Consider the following 17,893-nt stretch of genomic DNA (forward strand, 5'->3'; position numbering starts at 1 on the left):
CCATGGCGAGTGAAACCCGAGGCCGACGCTCTAAGGTGGATTTACTGCCTGATCCTATCCGCAAGAAGCTCGATGCGGGGCTGCGTAATGGCTCGATTCAGCAGATTGATTTGCTCGATGAAATCAATGCGCTGATTAAAGCCGCAGGGCTACCAGAAGAACAGCAGCTTTCCCGCGCAGGTATTAACCGCTATGCCACCAAGATGGAGGCCGTGGGTAAATCCCTGCGTGAAATGCGTGAGATCACCCAAGTGTGGACGGCAGAGCTAGGCGATAAACCGACGGGTGAAGTGACCAAACTCATCCTCGAAATGGCGCGTTCGCAGCTGTTTAAAGCCCTATTAAACCAAGATGAAACGGGCGAAGGTGCCGACGTGGGCATGATTAAAGATGCCATGTTAGCGGTGCAACGTTTGGAGTCTGCCGCCATGGCCAGCCATAAACGTGAGAAAGAGATCCGCACCGCGTTCGCGGCCGAAGCGGCTAATGCCGCCGAGAAGGTTGCGAAAACCGCTGGCTTAACCAGTGATGCCGTTGCCTTGCTTAAGCGTGAAATACTGGGGATTGCCTGATGACCATTAAAAAAAAGGTGTTAGCGGCCGCGACTGCGGTAGCGCTAGCCATCACGCCAACGGCAAGCAGCTTTGATCCCACGTATGAGGCAAGTTGCCTAAGTCGCTTTGATCCTAAAGAGGTGCTGCTCGGTTATCAGAAACGCTGGATAGCCGACGAGTCACCGCTGAAAATTGCCGAAAAGTCGCGCCGAACTGGACTCACTTGGGCCGAAGCTGCCGATGCTTCTTTAACTGCAGGCGCTGCCCGTGGCCAAGGCGGGACTAACCATTTTTATGTGGGCAGTAACAAGGAGATGGCGCGGGAATTTATCGACGCTGCGGCCATGTGGGCTAAGGTATTTGATAAAGCCGCAGGCGAAATCCAAGAAGAAGTGTTTGTTGATGAAGGCCAAGACGGTAAAGAAATCCTGACCTTTGCCATTTACTTTGCCTCAGGTTTTAAGGTGCAGGCGCTATCGAGTAATCCCTCAAACCTGCGTGGTATGCAAGGCAATGTGACCATAGACGAAGCGGCGTTCCACGAACGCTTGGCCGAAGTGTTAAAAGCGGCATTGGCGCTGACCATGTGGGGCGCGAAGGTACGCTTGATCTCCACCCATAATGGCATTGATAACCAGTTCAATGAGCTGATTAACGATTCCCGTGCGGGTAAAAAAGATTACTCCATTCACCGTGTCACCTTAGATGATGCCTGTAATGAGGGGCTGTATAAGCGTATTTGCCAAGTGCGCGGCATCGAATGGAGCCAAGCGGCCGAGGATGACTGGAAAGCGAAATTACTCAAAGCCACGGCCACCGAAGAGGATGCGTTAGAGGAATATTTCTGCGTGCCAAAGTCTGGCGGTGGTGCCTATCTTAACCGCGCGTTAATCGAAGCCCGCATGGCCAGCGTGACAGATAGCGGCCCCGTTGTTCGCCTTAAAAAAGACGACGCTTTTGGACAATGGCCAGAGGGTTTACGGGCGGCGGAGATCCTTAAGTGGTGTGAGGATGAACTCAAGCCGGTTCTCGATAGCTTAGACCCTGCACGCCCCCATTGCTTTGGTGAAGACTTTGCCCGTAGTGGTGACTTAACTGTGATTGACGTGGGGGAAATCGCTCAAGATCTTCACATCAAAACCAAGTTACAGGTCGAGCTTAAAAACATTCCCTTTCGCCAGCAAGAGCAGATCCTGTTTTACATTGTGGACCGCTTACCACGGCTGAGGGGCGGCGCGATGGATGCGCGCGGGAATGGCCAAGCGTTAGCGGAATACGCCCAGGATAAATACGGCAGTGAAGTGATCGCCTGTGTGATGCTATCTGAGTCCTTTTACCGCGAGCAAATGCCACGTTTTAAAAGTCACTTTGAAGATGGGCTTATCACTATTCCAAGGGACGATGACACCAGTACTGATCTGCGGGCCTTGAGCATTAACCGTCGAGGTACACCATGCCTTGGCGATGTGCGAACAGGTCAAGAAAAAGAACGCCACGGTGATGCCGCAATCAGCCTGTTCTTGATGGTATACGCCTCCACCTTAGACGGTGCCCCCATAGAGTTCACCCCCATTCCTAGGAGTGATCACCGTAATCCGAATGCCGCAGCAAGTGCCCATGAGGATGATGATCATCAAACGCAGCGAGGTTGCTGGTAATGCAAGAAAAAACAACTGAATCACGTATTTTGGACGCCAGTGGTCGGCCGTTTAAGCAGCGTGAAGCCAAAGTACTGCAGACCGACGATGTGCGTTTAATTGGCTTGCAACGTACCTTTAGCCAGCACCCGAGTAGTGGCTTAACGCCCGCCAGTGCAGCCAATATTTTGCAGGCCGCCGAGCAAGGCGATCTCATTGCTCAATGTGAACTGGCCGAAGATATCGAAGAGAAAGACGGCCACCTATATGCCGAGTTAGACAAACGCAAACGGGCACTGATCGGCGTGGATTACTATTTAATTCCACCCCGTAACCCGACGCCACAGGAAAAGGCTGACACTGAGTATCTGCAAGAAATGCTCGAAGAAGGTAACTGGATAAAGACGCTCATTAAGTCAATGAGTGATGCCATTCTCAAGGGCTTTAGCATGCACGAGTTGGCCTGGGCGCGAGAGCTAGGCGAATGGTTTATTGAAGTGCCAGAGTATCGCGATCCGTCTTGGTTTATGACTCACCCTGAGCGGCGCAACGAACTGCGCCTGCGTGATGCCACGGTTAATGGCGCTGACCTGTGGCCCTTTGGTTGGATCAAACATATTCACCCAGCCAAGTCGGGCTATGTCAGCCGCAGTGGTTTAGTGCGTCAGTTAATCTGGCCGTTCATTTTTAAAAACTACAGTGTGCGCGACTTAGCCGAGTTCCTAGAGATCTACGGTTTGCCGCTGCGTATTGGTCAGTATCCTGCGGGTGCCAACGATGAGGAAAAGCGCGCCCTGTTAAATGCAGTGATGAGCATTGGCCATAACGCGGGTGGCATTATGCCCAAGGGCATGGTGATGGATTTTGAGAGTGCAGCCACAGGTCAAGCTGATCCCTTTGATTTGATGATTAGCTGGGCTGAAAAGACCATGAGCAAGGTGATTTTAGGCGGCACCTTGACCAGCCAAGCCGACGGTAAAAGTTCAACTAATGCGCTCGGTAACGTGCATAACGAAGTACGCCAAGAGCTGCGTGATGCAGACCTTAGCCTGATTGCCGAAACCTTAACCCGCGACTTAGTGGCCCCCTTATATGCGCTCAACTGCAAGAGTTATCAAAGCCATCGTCGTCATCCTCGTTTAGTATTTGATACCACGGAGGCCGAAGATTTACGTGCCTTGGCTTACCCGCTGCGTGCGTTCGTCAGCATGGGCATGCAGATCCCACAAAACTGGCTGCATGAAAAGACCCGTATCCCTAAGCCCGCTAATGGCGAAGCCGTGCTGGTGATCCAGCAAGAAGACCCCAATGCCAGCGCTGCAGGCGGTAATGACAATCAGCAGACGGCCTTGGCCGCACTCTCTGCGACAGAGGGGGCGGCTAAGCAGTCAGATGCCCCGTTGAGTGAACCGAGCCAAACCGCCTTAGATAAAGCTTTGGACGCGCTCACTCAAGGGCAAATGAGCGAAACCTATATGGTGATGGTAGAGCCATTACTGGCACAACTGCAGAGCGAGCCGGAGCAGCTGCGGGCGCAACTGGAAAAGGACTATCCCGCCATGGATACCGAGCAGCTTACCGAAACCTTAGCGCGGTTAATGTTTGTGGCCGAACTGTGGGGCATGGCCAATGCCTAAACCAAGAGTGCCTAAAACCGTTGATTTAAGCATTGCCATTAACCAAGCCCCCGCCGATGCGGTGGCCTATTTCCGTGCCAAAGGCTTTGCTATAAGTGACGATTGGCAAGACGTGTGGACCCGCGCCCACGCCCGTGCGTTTACTGTGGCCAAGGCGGCACAGATGGATGTGCTCACGGCGATCCGTAATGAAGTGGATGCAGCCCTAAGCCAAGGGTTAACCGCTAAGCAGTTTCAGGCCAACCTTAAACCTCAACTCGAAAAGCTCGGATGGTGGGGTAAAAAGGAAGTCGATGGCCGCGAGGTACAGCTGGGTAGTCCCTACCGCTTAAACACTATCTATCGTCAAAACCTGCAAACCGCTTACATGGCTGGGCGCTATCGGCGCATGTTATCGCGCAGCAAAACCCACCCCTATTGGCAGTATGTGGCGATAGATGACGGCCAGACACGGCCAGCCCATGCGCGGCTTAGGGGTAAAGTGTTCCGCTTTGACGATCCAATATGGGACATCATCTATCCGCCCAATGGTTGGGGCTGTCGTTGCCGCGTTCGGGCGTTAACTGAAGCGCAGGTTAAGGCGATGGGGATCACTGTCGAAAATGGCGAAGGTTATATCCAGCGCTTTGATACTGAGACTGTCGCGCGCGGAACGGGTGAAGTATTGACCGTGCCCCATGCGCGTATCGATCTGCCCGATGGCAGCAGCATGAGCCCCGATTTAGGCTGGGCCTATAGTCCAGGCGAAGCCGCCTTTGGTACCGACGTGGCCGTCGCTAAAAAGCTTGGCACTATTCAATCCCTCGATACCCGCGCGCAGTTTATTCAAGCACTCAATAATAGCCCACTGCGCCACGCCCAGTTTGCCCAATGGACGGATGAAGTCCTTGCCGCCAATCCAGGGCAGAAACGACGACCAGGCTTAGGCGTACAGGCTTTAGGTTTTATGACGCCCTCGATTCAAACCGCAGTGACAGCGCGTTTAGGGCGCGAGCCGACAACCTTACTTGCGATAAGGGCGCATGAGCTTACAGCAAAAAACGGGCTTCAACCTAGTGTGGTAAAGCGATTACCTTTGATGTTGACAACACCTGAGGCAGTAATATGGGACAGCGAAAATCAACACTTACTGTATGTGTATCCTGCTGCGGGTGAGAGCAATGGCAGCAAGAATAAAGTAATCATCAATAGCGCATGGCAGCTAACGCGCCAGCCTAATGAGGGCGAAGTGCAACTACTGACGTTATCACTGGCACAATTACAGCAAGCCCAATACCAAGTGCTTGAAGGCAAGTTAAGAGGATAGGGACATGAGCAAGATTGATATCACCCTCAGCAATGACACTGTAATGCAGGTGCTGACTAGCTTGATGGATAAGCTCGACGACTTAAGCGAGCCAATGAACGATATCGCCGCCGTTCTAGAGTCTGCCACCGAATCAGCGTTTGCAGCAGAAGCCGATCCCACGACAGGTCAAGCTTGGGCATCCTTAAGTGATGCTTACCTTAAGGCTAACCCTAAACGCCAGGGCGGTAAGATACTGCAGGCCAGTGCTGGCGGGCTAGCTGCCAGCGTGACTGCCGACAGCGGCGACTTTTGGGCAGCGATTGGTAGCAATAAAATCTATGCCGCTATTCACCAGTTTGGTGGCACCGATGATATGCCTGCAGGCCCAGCGGGTATTCCGGCACGACCATACCTCGGCGTAAGCCGTGAGGATGAGCAGTCTATGTTAGGGATCTTGGGGGATTATTTGGTTTAGCGCAGGCACTAATCAGGCTGTTTGAGATGGACGTGGGATTCTCAAAAATCGAGTCGTGGTTTAGGTATTGCTATAAATTCGAAATTAAGATCCTTCATTGTTTTAATTAGTTGTTCACTTCTTAATGTCTCACAAAGAGGGGCTAGATAGTTGTAAGCCTCATAAATGTAAACAGAATTAAATTCATCGCTTGGGCTTATTTCATCGTATTTAATTATTAATCTGCAAAAGCAGGTGACTAGCCGTTCAAGTTCACACCAACCTTTAGCATTAGGATTGGGCATAGTTTGACCAAAATTATCTACTTGAATTTCACGCTGTGCTTTTCGTATATACCAAATCCGAAAATAACTGTGCTCAATTGGATCATTTATTATGCTCGCGAAGGTAGAAAAATCTTCATGTATATTTTGGATGTGAGAATCTAATCGGAATGCATGGGGTACAAATTTCGCTGAAAGTTGTACATTAATTTTGATTTTGAGGTCGTTGATAAGGCGAGTTATCTCATTTAGTTTTGCTTCTTTCTGTAAGTGTTCAACTTGTGCTTCCATTGCCCTACGACTTAGAGCCGTCTCTTCTTTGGTTTCTGCTAGTTCTTGGCGGGTAAGGGCGAGTTCTTTGCGGCTGAGAGATAGCTCTTTCCGTGATAATGACAACTCATTTAATTGAATATTTAGTGACCAGATAAGTAGAGTAACGGTTGCAAAGCCTAAAATTGGATTGAGTATGCCCCCAAAGAAATCCCCAAACGCGCCAAAATCCCCTTGATTCCCCCAAGCTCCATGAAAGTTCCAAAAGTATGGAACGAGTAAACAAGCTGCGAAAATTGCAAGTGGAACAATGATTTTCTTAAAGGGGATTGCAGTTTTGTCGGTTTGAGTCTGTTCGGCTTGGGATAGCTTAGGTGGATTGGTGGTCATATGCCGTCCTTGGAGGTCAAAGTGAGGCCACCATTCTAAGTGGAAGGGCTTTAAGCGCAAAGCTCTAAAACGCGATTTAAGCGTCTTAGTTCTCAACTTGGTACAACGGCTTATCGCTAAACCACTTAAACGCTTTACAAAGGATTTAAATGGGTTTTAAAGTAGGGTATGATTGGTCTGATCGTATTTATTGAACATAACTAAGATAAAAATTCTGCATCGTAATCATTTTTTTGTTTAACATTTAAAAAGTGATGTGATTTATAAAAATAAAGTGAATTATGACTTTGGAGCTAGGGATGGATGAAGTTAAAAGAAATATAATTATTAACTCTTTAGAAAAAAGAGTGTCATGGGGTATTTTTAGAGTTTTAGGTACTAATGCCAAGCTCGATTTTGCTAGAGGGCTTGCCGCTACTGCTAATAAATGGCGTGAGTACGAGATGAATGATATTGTTAGGGACTCTTTTTTAAAATTAGATGAGTTCTACAAAAACCACTTCTTGTACTTTAATAAAACGGTATCTGTAGATGAAGTAGATCATAAAGCCTTCCTTTTCATATATAAGAATGCAACCATGGTAAAACCATCAATTGATGCTGTTGCAATAAACTATCCTTACATTGATGAAAATACTGACTTACTGTTGAGTGAACTTCCTTGTTTAACACATGTTTCAGAAGATGCTGATGGTATTAACTTTGTATATGCATCTGTAAAAAGCATGGTAGAAACATTTCCAATCAGCGTCTCTAGTTTAAAAGATACTGATGTCTTTGATTCATTGGATGGTGTTTTTGACATAAGAGCAAAAAGACGAATAACTAGACGTTATTATGATTCAGTCTATTTGAGAAAATCTGATTCTACTATTGAACTAAAATTAGATACTGCAGCTTATTTATCTAAGGACGACACTGACAATTCATTTAATTTACTAAGAGACGTATTTTATAAAGACCTGAGAACAGTAGTTGAATTAGATGCTAAAAATTTCGCTAGATTAAATTTTTTCACTTTAATCCCTGCAATTTACCATAACCATCAAGATCGTGCATGTGAACTTGGTTTTTGTGTAGGTGATGTAATTCATCATGAGCGATTGAGGTTGGGTCATCATGATCTTAGGCAACAGTTGTTTCATAAAGCCGGAGTTGAGAAGGTTTCTGATATTCAATTATTTAGAATAGCCGTAAAAAAAGTTAATAAAATCGGAAGTGAACAATATAATTCTGAATTATATTTCCCAGGAGTTTCCAGGATGACTGGTGATGCATCACCATATCTAAGTTATGTGGTATTATCAGATTGCTGTTCTAAAAATGATTACGATTATTTTATTCAATCGATAAAGGATTGTAAGTCATCATATTTTGGAAGTCATGTGTAGATGTACTTTAGTCAGATAGAAGCATTGATAAAAAATGACTGGAGAGGTGATAACTCTCTGAAAATTGTCTTGCTTGTTTTTGAGTATTTCAAAAAACGTGCGTTAAGAAATGATTATAGCAACATAGGTTTTCATCAGATTTATCATGAAGCAATAAAAAGCGGTGTAGTTAAACTAGGATGTGAGGATGAGGTTAAAATAATAATAAACTACCTACTTGATAAACACATTGAATTTTTAAAGGTAAATTATTTTCTTGTAGATAATGGTTTGTGGCACCCATTGAGCGTAGAAGAATTGTTAGATGCTAAATTACATGGTTCAATTGTACATCCAAATACAGGCGAGTTAATTTATGACTATGAGAGTAAGGTTTGCATCTTGTTTTCTCTTAATAGATTTCATCAGTTAGATGTTGAGGTGAAATAGCATGAATGGCCTTGAACAAATGACGTTGGAACAAGTGGAAAATGGTAGCTTAAACCTTTGGCTTCCAAATTGTACTTTAGGACTTCAGCGAGATTTATATGGAAGGGATTATGATTCATTCATAAATTGTATATATGAAACATTAGACTTGATAATAAGTAGAATTGATATGCATCCCCACTTAAGAGCTCGTGACTCGGAAGATAGAACTACATTAGAAATGGTTAATGCATTTCGGTTTACTGGTATTCTTGCCGAGCAAGATGCATATTATAATGGGAATTGTGATTTCTCGATAAATTTTAGAGATAATTTCGTTTGGCTGGGAGAAGCTAAGTTAGATAATAGTAATACACATATTATGGAAGGCTTTAGGCAACTTGTTGATAGGTATGTAACAGGCTCCAAAGTTCAGAAAGAAGGTGCATTACTTATATATTGTCGCTTGTCTAATCCCACTGAAGTACTGCAAAAATGGAGAGATTATCTTCTACAAAAGGAGACTGAAGAATCTGAATACAGTATAAGGTTTCTCGAAGACCCGCTAGAAGAAGGTGCACGATACTTCTATACAGTTCATAGACATAAGAGTTCTGGGCAGCTATTCAAAGTTAAGCATTTGACTGTATCACTTCATGATGTTGCTTCTGATAAAAGTGCAAAAACAAGAAAAAATTGTAGCCACAGTTGTCTTAAATGCTGTAAATGAAGTTAAATAAGTCTAATCCCGAAACCTTTCCAATCCGCTAGCGAGTCAAGCGAGATCATCATAGGCACTCCAATGTAATTGAGAGTGCCTTTTTTATGCCTGCAACATCCATCGCTTTGGGCTTTGCCGCCTTAAGCAGCCAGTTAAATGTCAATCCAGAAGCCGCCTTTGTGGTTGGTGAAGATGGCTACATTCAGGCGCTGCCTGATGGCCACTTTGCCAGCGTAGATGGTCGCCCTGATGATGTGGCTGGTGGCAAGTGGTTGATGGATAGCGTTGCGTTCGCGGCCCTGCAAGCAAATACCCCCCATAAAACTGGTGATCTGGTTATTGACTACGAACACCAAACCCTCAACAAAGAGAAGAATGGCCAGCCTGCACCCGCTGCGGGTTGGTTCAACATCGATGACGTGCAATATCGACAAGGGCAGGGCTTGTTTATTAAGCCGCGCTTTACCGATAACGCCATCGCTTATCTCACTGCCAAAGAATACAAGTACTTCAGCCTAGTGTTCGGTTATGACACCAGCACTGGCCGCCCGCAATTTATCCACTCAGCCGCGTTAACTAACCGCCCTGGTGTCGATGGCATGTTGCCACTCGCATCATTGGCTGCTCTGGCTGCACTTAATACAAGCCTCAATCCACACGAACCTATCCAATCCACCGACACGGAGGAACTCCATGTGAACCCATTACTTAAAAAAATCTTAGCTGCCTTGGGCGTTGAAATTCCCGATGACGTGACAGCTTTAACCGCTGAGCAAGAGGTCGCGGCGCTATCTGCACTAAATACGCTAACCACGGCAGCAAATAGCGTTGATGGCTTAAAGCAACAGCTTACCGCGCTGAGTGCTACATCGCCCTCGGTTGATCTAAGCCAGTACGTTCCTGTGGCCACGGTCGCGGCCCTGCGCGCGCAGCTGGTTGCGCTAACTGCTGAAAACGGTGTGCTTACCGTTGAGCAAACCGTGAAGGCGGCGATAGATGAAGGCAAAGCCTTTGAGTGCGAACGTGATTACCTAACCAAGTTAGGCAAGCAATCCATGGCGGCGCTTACAGCCAACTTGGGTGAGCGTGTGGCTATTGCCGCATTAACGGCCAAGCAAACCACCACAGTTCCCGATCCTATCAAGGACAAGGAAACCAAACTCGCGGCACTGACTGCCGACGAAATCAAAATGGCCGATTCTTGGGGCATGTCGCACGCTGACTTTGCTAAAGCTATCGCCGCTGATCAGGAGCACAAATAATGGCTGCTATTAACGCCCCAGTATTACAAGCTCTGCGCACTATGGTGCGTAGCGAGTTTCAAAATGCTTTAGCTAAGACTGATCCACTGTATTTAAAAATTGCCTCAGTCGTGCCAAGCAATACTAAGTCCAATACCTATGGCTGGTTAGGCTCAATGCCGACTATGCGCGAATGGATTGGTGCGCGGGTGATCAACTCCATCAAAGAGCATGGTTATTCAATCACCAACAAGACGTTTGAAACCACGATTGGCATTAGTCGTGATGATGTTGAAGACGACACCATTGGCACTTACAAACCTATGGTGCAGGCATTGGCGCAGGAAGGTGAAGAGTTCCCCGATGATCTGGTGTTTGCTCTGTTAGCTGATGGTTTTACCACTGCCTGTTATGACAGCCAAAACTTCTTCGACACCGACCACCCTGTGAATGCCAAGCACGATGGCACGGGTGCCGATGTTTCTGTGGCCAACATGGTGGCTGATGGTGCCTATACGGGTGAGCCATGGTTCTTGCTCGATACCACGCGCCCATTAAAGCCACTCATCTTCCAAGAGCGCCGCAAGCTGGATTTAAACACCCTGTTTAATCCAACCGACCCAGCGGTATGGACCAATAACGAGTTCCAGTTCGGTACCGATATGCGCTGTGAAGCGGGCTTTGGTTTCTGGCAGATGGCCTTTGCTAACAAGCGTGCCCTTAACGCAACCAACCTGTGGGACAGCTACGAGAAGATGACGGCCTTCACCCGTGATGGCGGTAAGAAGCTCAAAATTCGCCCGAACTTGTTGGTGGTGCCCGCATCACTCGAACAAGCTGCCCGCAAGCTACTTGAGCGTGAGCTGATTGATGAAGGCGGAACCACAGTGAACAACGAGCTTAAGGGCAAGTTTGAAATCTTAGTGGTGCCGCAGCTTTAGGTGTTCACCCCTAAGTTTGAGCAGCGAATCGCAGGCACAAGGATGCGCCTGCACCCCAACATCGAGTGAGGTAACAATGAAATGGCGAATCCTTCTAAGAACATTCAAGTCCTGTTGGTTATCTGTCTTGCGCATACTGGCTATCGCCGTGCGGGCATGGCGCTTACCAAAGGCGAAAACCTTATACCGCTGGCCGAGTTGTCGGATGAGCAAGTCGCAGCGTTTGAAGCTGACCAGCGCCTTAAGGTATCCGTGCGTGATATGGCACCAGCGTCGGGGAGTGTGGACATTCCAGACGGTGATCAGACATTAGGTACCGATATCACAGGCACGCTCACAGGCGTGAAAGAGCCCAATGGTGAAGAGAAAGCCTTGGGTGAGCTGACAGCAAAAGAGCTGAAAGAACTGGCAAAAGACTTGGCGATCACGGGTGTTAACTCGATGAATAAAACTGACTTAGTTAGTGCGATTCAGGCAGTAAAAGTCACTGTGCCAAGTGAAAACGAAACGGCTAATCCAAGCGCTGAAATGCCTAGCACTGAAACGGAAAACACTGATAAATCGGGCACCGCAACTAACACAGCAGGTGAATAGCCATGGCCGACTTAGCCATCACAAGAGCCATGTACGCCACCTCTGACAACATGCTGAGTCGCTTTGGTGCACAGGATTTAATGCTGCTCACCGAGCGCGAAGACAGTGTGCCTGGGGAAATCAATACCGTCATGCTTGAGCAAGCATTGCGTGATGCTGCGGCTGAAATTGATGGCTATATCGTGGGCCGTTACACCTTGCCGTTAACCACTGTTCCCGCCGTATTGGAGCGTAACTGCTGCGATATCGCCCGTTACTTCTTGTATGGCGATAAAGCCCCTGAACAAGTCGAGAAACGCTATACCGCTGTGGTGAAATTTTTAACCGCAGTGAGCAAAGGCGATATCAGTTTGGGGCTAGCTGATACGGGTGAAGTCGCTAACCAAAGTGAGTTAGTGGTTAGTATCGAAAGTGCAGGCAGCGTGTTTGGCCGTGCATCGTCTAAGGGGTTTATCTGATGTTTGAGATTAAAGATAACTACCTTGCTGCAGGTGATGCGTTGACTCAACTGCTTGAGCCATTAGTGACGAGCCAGAAGCTGAAAAAGGTCTATCAAGCTAATGAGCTAAGTGAAGTGGATGAGCGCAGCCAAATCACCCCCGCCACCCATGTGCTGTATATGGGCGATACGCTGGCGGATACCGCACAAGGCGGCAACACCAGCCAAATTAAGCAGACTTGGCTTGTGGTATTGGCTTGCCGTTTATCTATTCACGAAGGCCAAGCAGGTGAGCTATTAGTCAGCCTGTTAAACGCGATTGTGGGTAAGTCCATTGCGGTGGATGGTCAGATGCTTGGCCCCTTTGTGCGCGTTAACAGTCCCGTTAAACCCCGTTTCACTAAAAGCCACGGTTATTACCCCGTGGCTTTAAGTGTGATTTTGAGATTCAAACCTTAACAACCTAAGAGGAACTCACCATGAGTGGATTATTAGTCGCAGGCAACTTCTTTGTTGACCGCTTAAATGCCCAAGGGCAATCAACGGGGATCATTGGTCCCATCAACACCACTAAGCTCGCCATTAAAACCGATGCCGATGAAAAGGTACGTGGCAGTAAAAAGAAAGACAGCTACGGCCAAGCCTTAAGCGTGGTGAAAATTGCCAAGCCTGTTGAGGTGGAATGGTCATTCGACGATCAACCCGCCGAATTGATTGCCATGGCACTGCTGGGTGATACCCAAGTGCTGAATACAGGCAGCGGCACCCTAACTGATGAAGCCGTGACCTTACCAACCAATCAACGTTGGATACAGCTACCTGAAAGTAACTTTGCCGCCCTCGGTTTTGTGGTGAAGAAAGACGCTACCACCTTAGTGCTGGGCACTGACTATGAGGTGAACTATGCCCTAGGGCTAGTGCGTGCCGTAAAAGGCGGCGCAATTGAAGCGGGCGGCGCGGTGACGGTGACAGGCCAACATAACGCCATTTCCGGCACGCTAGTTCGTGGTGGCATTAGTGCCCAAACCCGCGCGCGGCTCTTCGGTGAAGGTAAAAACCTCGAAACAGGCAAGCCGATTAAGCTCGAAATTTTCGACGCCAGCTTATCGCCAACAGCGGCGCTCGATTTTGCCGCCAGCGAGTTTGTGAGCGCCACCCTTGCGGGTAAAGCCCAGTTAGTCGCGGGTAAGGATCATCCGTTCGAGTACCTAGAGCTGGATGCGTAAGCGGTTTTGCTTAACCCAAGGGCATGGCCGTACTCAATTGCCATGCCCTTTAATCCCCATTTAACCGCCGTTTAAACACCGATTATTTAGATACTAACGAGAGCATTAACGAGATAGCCATGGCTGATAAAACCTTAGAACTCGCCTTGCGGATCGTGGCAGAAGCCACGGGCAAGCAACACATTGCGGCTTTAGTCGATGAGCTTAAGCGCATCGGCACCGAGTCGGATGCGGCGAATCCTAAGACGCAGGCGCTCGCTGATGAACTCGATGGCGTGAGTGATGCCAGCCAAGCGGGTGCGAATCAAGTTGATGAACTTAAAAACAGCCTTGATCCGTTAAGCGAGCAGTTAGAGCAAGTGGCCCAAAGCGGCCGTAATACCAGCAACCAAACAGAGCAGCTCACTAATGACCTCAAGCCTTTAGCAACTGGGCTTGATGACGTAGGCGATAGCAGCCAATCGACCAGCCAAAAAGCCAATACCTTAGCCAATAAGCTCGATGAACTGGCTAACCAGCAAGACCTGATCAACACCTTTAAGCGGTCACGCAATGAGCTTGAACAACAAGAGCTTGCTGTCACTGCTGCTGCCCTAGCACTGCAGGACTTAAAGCAACGTGCCAGCCAAACGGATGCGCCTTTTGTGCAGTTGGCACGCTCTATTGATGTGGCCGAAAAAGAGCTGGAGCAAATGCAGCGCGAGTTAGCGCAGCAATCATCCAGCCACACTAAGCTGCAAAATGCTCTGTCGAAATCGGGCATTGACTACAACAACCTGACCACAGCGCAGCGCAAGTTAAGCGCCGAATTTGACGGCACTGGCCGCAATGTCGATAAGTTTGCTAATCAGTTAGCTAAGGGCAATGCCAGCGCCCGTGATCATGCCAGTTCCCTGCGTGGCGTGATCGGCCAAGTGACCGCCTTAGCGGGTGCTTATTTGGGCTTTGACCGCGTGGCCCAAGCGGTGAAGGATGTCTTTGCCACGGGCGATCAATTCGAACGTCTTGGCGTGCAAATGAATGCCGTGATGGGCGGTTTTGAATCTGGCAAACAAGCCACCGCTTGGGTAAAGCAATTCGCCATCGATGTGCCGCTACAACTGAACGAAGTCAATCAAGCGTTTGTGAAGGCCAAAGCCTTTGGCCTCGATCCTATGAACGGCACCATGAAGGCGATTGTGGATCAAGCCTTTAAACTGGGTGGCAGTTTTCAAGAGGTCGAGGGGATCACCTTGGCACTCGGCCAAGCCTGGGCAAAACAAAAGCTACAGGGTGAGGAGATCCTGCAGTTGATTGAGCGCGGCGTGCCCGTATGGGACATGCTGGCTAAGGTCACGGGCAAGAACACCATCGAACTGCAAAAACTCAGTGAGCAAGGCAAGCTTGGCCGCGATGTGATCCAAGGCTTGATTGATGAAATGGGCCGAGCAGCTAATGGCAGCGCAGCGGCGCAGATGGCTTTGCTCAGTGGCCAAGTATCAAACCTCAAAGATAACCTTTCATCCTTCTATGATCTCGTGGCTCAGTCCGGTGCACTTGATTGGCTTAAGGGCCAGATCAGTGATTTGAATCTTGAGTTTGCCGCCATGGCCGCCGATGGCCGTTTAAAGGAATGGGCGCAGCAAGTCAGCGACACGATCGTGAGCATAGGCTCAGCGGTGCAAGATGGCGCGGCTATGCTGTACCACTTCCGTGATGAAATTGGTTTTGTGGCTAAGGCATTTCTCGCGTTAAAAGTCGGTAGCTATTTTAGTGATGTGATTACTGGAGCCAATGCCGCCATCGGCGTGATGCGTCTTTACACTGGCGCGATCATGGGTACCACTGCGGCGAGTGATGGCGCGGCCTTAGCTGCTGGCAAACTTAAAACCGCCTTGGCAGCAGCGGCTAAAGCGGGTTTGTACTTAGCCCTGATTAGCGAGTTGATCGAGGTTGCTCGGGTATACCAAGAGTTATTGATTGCTGAAGATGCACTGGCAAAGTCTAAACGCGCTGCCGCGTCTAGCGCCAAACAGTTGGAGTACTCACTTAAGGATCTCAGTGAGCAAACGGGCGTTGCCTTTACCACTATGGCCGAGTTCAACAAGGCGGTAGACGAAGGCAAACTGATTTATAACGACGCCACGGGTAAGTGGAAGAACGCCGCTAAAGCCATGGAAGAAGTCAAACAGGCTGCCGTTGACGTCGTTGAGCCGATTAAATTAACAGTTGAAGAAGCGCTGCGTCTGACCTTTACCTTAAGCGAACAAACTAAAACGCTCGATGGCGTTAAAGGTGGTATGGGCGGTTTCATTCGCCAAATTGACGCCGCCTTAGTGCCGTTAAAGGCGGCGGGGGAGCAATACGAAGGCCACGTTAAGTTACTCACAATACTGCGCGCCAAGTTTGAAGAGCAGCAAACCTATCTAGATGCCACGGCTAAGGGCACCGAGGCATTGGAGCAAGCCTATAAGGACTTAGGGCTGACCAGTAGCCATGCCTTAGAGCAGGTGAATACGAAAGCCGAAGCGGCCTTTAATCTGATTAAGAACAACCGTGAACCGATTGAGCAACAAAAGGATGCGTTTTTAGCCTGGGCGAAAGCGGCATTAACAGCCGCCGAAGCGACGGGTGCTGCGGTACCAGAAACCTTGAAAGCGCAAGCCGCCACCCTTGGACTAACCAAGGAACTGAGCGAGCTGACTGCGAAGCAATACGGCTATACAGACAGCGTGAAGGAACTTTCACCCGAGCAAGCCAAGCTAAGCCGCGCAGTGGCAGAAACTGAAGCCCGTTTGAAGCAATGCCGTGATGTGATGAACAGCTCGACGGTATCGAGTAAAGCCAAAGCAAAAGCCCAACAAGATCTGATTAGTTTACAGGGCAAGTTAAGTGACCAAACTAAGCAGCTCAGTGAGGTTCAGGCACTCGAAGCGGCTAATTATGAACAGATAAAAAGTAAGTATGCCGCTGTATCTGACGAGATGTTAAGGCTCGAACAAGCCTATAAAGACGGCGGCATCACGGCGGAAGAATACCTGCGACAAAAAGAACGCTTAGTTGAAGTGCTAAGAATATTGCAACGCTTAATGGGCGGTTTGGAAGATGGTGAGCAAGAGACTGATGAACAGGTAAAAAAGACCACTAAAACCTTAATTGAGCAACGCCAAGAACTCGAACAATTAGAGGAAACCACTGGCCGCGCCACTGAGTATGTAAACCTATTTGCGGGTGCCTATGCTCACTTAAACAAACAGTTCAATTTTAACGAAGATAGCACCGAAAAACTTAACGCCCGAGTTAATGAGCTGACTAAAAGCATCATGAACAATATGCGGGTGAATACTGGCTTTTGGGGTGTGCTGGCGCAGCTCAGTAACCAAGCTTTTATCCGCGAAAAGCAGATCATTAATGAAACCTTACTGACCCGTAAATGGACTGAAGAACTCGAAAGCTCAAGCATTAGCCTAGCTCGTGTCAATCAAATTAGCCGCGAGGCAAAGTGGAATATACGCGAGTTAGGCGACGAAGATCTTAAGCCACTGCAAGCGGCCATTGATGCTACACGCGATCGTATTCTTGGCCTGCGTGACGATATCAACGCGACCTTGGGCAGTCTCAAAGATGAGATGGATCAGCTCAACAATAACCAAGCCGCTATCGAGAAACGCCGCTATGAACAGCAACAGGCTGAGCTTAAGGCGCAGCTCGATGCTGCCCGCACAGCCCAGGATAAAGAGTCCGTCGCCAGTGCCCAAGAAGCTCTGCAACTGAGTCAGCAAATCTACAGTACTAAGCTAAAACAAATCGAAGCTGAATCGGCAGAACGTAACGCACAGGCGATCGAGCGTGCATCAAGCAGTGCAAGCACCGCGACGAATTCCACTCGCAGTCCCTCAAGCCAAACCACTTCGCCATCGGTGAGCAATCAGAACACAGGCGGCAGCATACAAATTTATCGGCTAGAGCTGGCAATGCCGTCGGGTAATGTGGTGAAAGCCGATTTGCTTGATGAGTTTAAGCAGCTGTTTTTGCGCGAACTAGAACAGATTAAGGCCACCTCATGATCACCTTAGACACGCTTCAATTACCGCATTTTATTTGGCTTAACCGCTTTGGTTATACGCCCTTTGTGAGTAGCACTGAGTTTGCTCTCGATGGCTCACAGCATGTTGAAGTGGCCGCCAAACAAGCGGGGCGCCCTGTGGTGTTATTCAGCGATGCAGAAACATTAGCGGTGTTTAACGCCCTTGAGGCCCACGCCAACTCAAAGGGCGCGAACAGCTTTAGCCTGGATATCAATGGCACTGCATTAACTGTGATGTGGGACTACAGAGAACAGCCCATTAGCGGCACGCCAGCGATCAATTACAGCGATACCGACCCCGACGAAATCGAGGCTATCACCTTGAAGTTAATCACCGTTTAAAGGCCGTTTA

The 17,893-nt window shown here is 48.5% G+C and carries 17 protein-coding genes; 16 read left to right on the plus strand and 1 reads right to left on the minus strand.

Translation table 11 applies throughout. From position 1 onward, the window contains the following. The first annotated feature begins 2 nt into the window (after window positions 1-2). Genes Q4Q50_RS08775 through Q4Q50_RS08795 form a run of 5 tightly spaced genes read left to right on the plus strand, consistent with a single transcriptional unit; the run spans window position 3 to window position 5,591 of the window. Window positions 3-572 (plus strand): DUF3486 family protein, encoded by a 570-nt coding sequence (locus Q4Q50_RS08775; RefSeq protein WP_006087223.1) that lies wholly within the window; start codon window positions 3-5, stop codon window positions 570-572. After that, window positions 572-2,212 carry a hypothetical protein gene (locus tag Q4Q50_RS08780; RefSeq protein WP_012197075.1) on the plus strand — a complete coding sequence of 547 codons (1,641 nt, stop codon included), beginning with the start codon at window positions 572-574 and terminating at the stop codon, window positions 2,210-2,212. Before Q4Q50_RS08775 ends, Q4Q50_RS08780 begins: the two co-directional genes overlap by 1 nt. Next, on the plus strand, window positions 2,212-3,828 hold the full coding sequence (locus Q4Q50_RS08785) for a DUF935 domain-containing protein (protein WP_012197076.1): 1,617 nt from the start codon (window positions 2,212-2,214) through the stop codon (window positions 3,826-3,828). The genes Q4Q50_RS08780 and Q4Q50_RS08785 overlap by 1 nt, the downstream gene beginning before the upstream one ends. Continuing rightward, window positions 3,821-5,134 (plus strand): phage head morphogenesis protein, encoded by a 1,314-nt coding sequence (locus Q4Q50_RS08790; RefSeq protein WP_311899076.1) that lies wholly within the window; start codon window positions 3,821-3,823, stop codon window positions 5,132-5,134. Before Q4Q50_RS08785 ends, Q4Q50_RS08790 begins: the two co-directional genes overlap by 8 nt. Before the next feature lie 4 nt (window positions 5,135-5,138). Continuing rightward, window positions 5,139-5,591, plus strand: coding sequence for a phage virion morphogenesis protein (locus Q4Q50_RS08795; RefSeq protein WP_012089155.1), 453 nt, complete (start codon window positions 5,139-5,141; stop codon window positions 5,589-5,591). A gap of 41 nt (window positions 5,592-5,632) precedes the next feature. Here the strand turns inward: Q4Q50_RS08795 and Q4Q50_RS08800 are convergent, their stop codons facing one another. Beyond that, a complete protein-coding gene (locus tag Q4Q50_RS08800) occupies window positions 5,633-6,514 on the minus strand; it encodes a hypothetical protein (RefSeq protein WP_311899077.1) in 882 nt (293 codons plus the stop codon). 299 nt (window positions 6,515-6,813) lie between these two features. Between Q4Q50_RS08800 and Q4Q50_RS08805 the strand changes: the two genes are divergently transcribed. The 11 genes from Q4Q50_RS08805 to Q4Q50_RS08855 all read left to right on the plus strand — a co-directional run bounded on the left by Q4Q50_RS08805 (window position 6,814) and on the right by Q4Q50_RS08855 (window position 17,883). Continuing rightward, window positions 6,814-7,905, plus strand: a complete 1,092-nt coding sequence (locus Q4Q50_RS08805) for a hypothetical protein (RefSeq protein ID WP_311899078.1) — start codon at window positions 6,814-6,816, stop codon at window positions 7,903-7,905. Beyond that, the gene (locus tag Q4Q50_RS08810) at window positions 7,906-8,334 is read left to right on the plus strand and encodes a hypothetical protein (protein ID WP_311899079.1); all 429 of its coding nucleotides are present in this window, start codon (window positions 7,906-7,908) and stop codon (window positions 8,332-8,334) included. Between the two features lies 1 nt (window position 8,335). Further along, window positions 8,336-9,043 (plus strand): hypothetical protein, encoded by a 708-nt coding sequence (locus Q4Q50_RS08815; protein ID WP_012089159.1) that lies wholly within the window; start codon window positions 8,336-8,338, stop codon window positions 9,041-9,043. Window positions 9,044-9,138: 95 nt separating this feature from the next. Then, entirely contained in the window at window positions 9,139-10,296 is a 1,158-nt protein-coding gene (locus Q4Q50_RS08820; protein ID WP_311899080.1) for a phage protease, read from the plus strand. After that, a complete protein-coding gene (locus tag Q4Q50_RS08825; protein WP_063884385.1) occupies window positions 10,296-11,216 on the plus strand; it encodes a Mu-like prophage major head subunit gpT family protein in 921 nt (306 codons plus the stop codon). The genes Q4Q50_RS08820 and Q4Q50_RS08825 overlap by 1 nt, the downstream gene beginning before the upstream one ends. Before the next feature lie 81 nt (window positions 11,217-11,297). Continuing rightward, window positions 11,298-11,810, plus strand: coding sequence for an HI1506-related protein (locus Q4Q50_RS08830; RefSeq protein WP_311899081.1), 513 nt, complete (start codon window positions 11,298-11,300; stop codon window positions 11,808-11,810). Between the two features lie 2 nt (window positions 11,811-11,812). Then, on the plus strand, window positions 11,813-12,268 hold the full coding sequence (locus tag Q4Q50_RS08835) for a gp436 family protein (RefSeq protein ID WP_311899082.1): 456 nt from the start codon (window positions 11,813-11,815) through the stop codon (window positions 12,266-12,268). Continuing rightward, window positions 12,268-12,708 (plus strand): phage tail terminator protein, encoded by a 441-nt coding sequence (locus tag Q4Q50_RS08840; RefSeq protein WP_263178239.1) that lies wholly within the window; start codon window positions 12,268-12,270, stop codon window positions 12,706-12,708. The genes Q4Q50_RS08835 and Q4Q50_RS08840 overlap by 1 nt, the downstream gene beginning before the upstream one ends. 20 nt (window positions 12,709-12,728) lie before the next feature. Further along, window positions 12,729-13,475, plus strand: coding sequence for a phage tail tube protein (locus tag Q4Q50_RS08845; RefSeq protein ID WP_311899083.1), 747 nt, complete (start codon window positions 12,729-12,731; stop codon window positions 13,473-13,475). Between the two features lie 119 nt (window positions 13,476-13,594). Then, complete coding sequence (locus Q4Q50_RS08850) at window positions 13,595-17,521, plus strand: tape measure protein (RefSeq protein ID WP_311899084.1); 3,927 nt, start codon at window positions 13,595-13,597, stop codon at window positions 17,519-17,521. Beyond that, entirely contained in the window at window positions 17,518-17,883 is a 366-nt protein-coding gene (locus Q4Q50_RS08855; RefSeq protein WP_311899085.1) for a hypothetical protein, read from the plus strand. The genes Q4Q50_RS08850 and Q4Q50_RS08855 overlap by 4 nt, the downstream gene beginning before the upstream one ends. Window positions 17,884-17,893 lie beyond the last annotated feature (10 nt).

The sequence above is a fragment of the Shewanella scandinavica genome (genome assembly GCF_031932065.1).
Classification (GTDB): Bacteria; Pseudomonadota; Gammaproteobacteria; order Enterobacterales; family Shewanellaceae; genus Shewanella; species Shewanella baltica.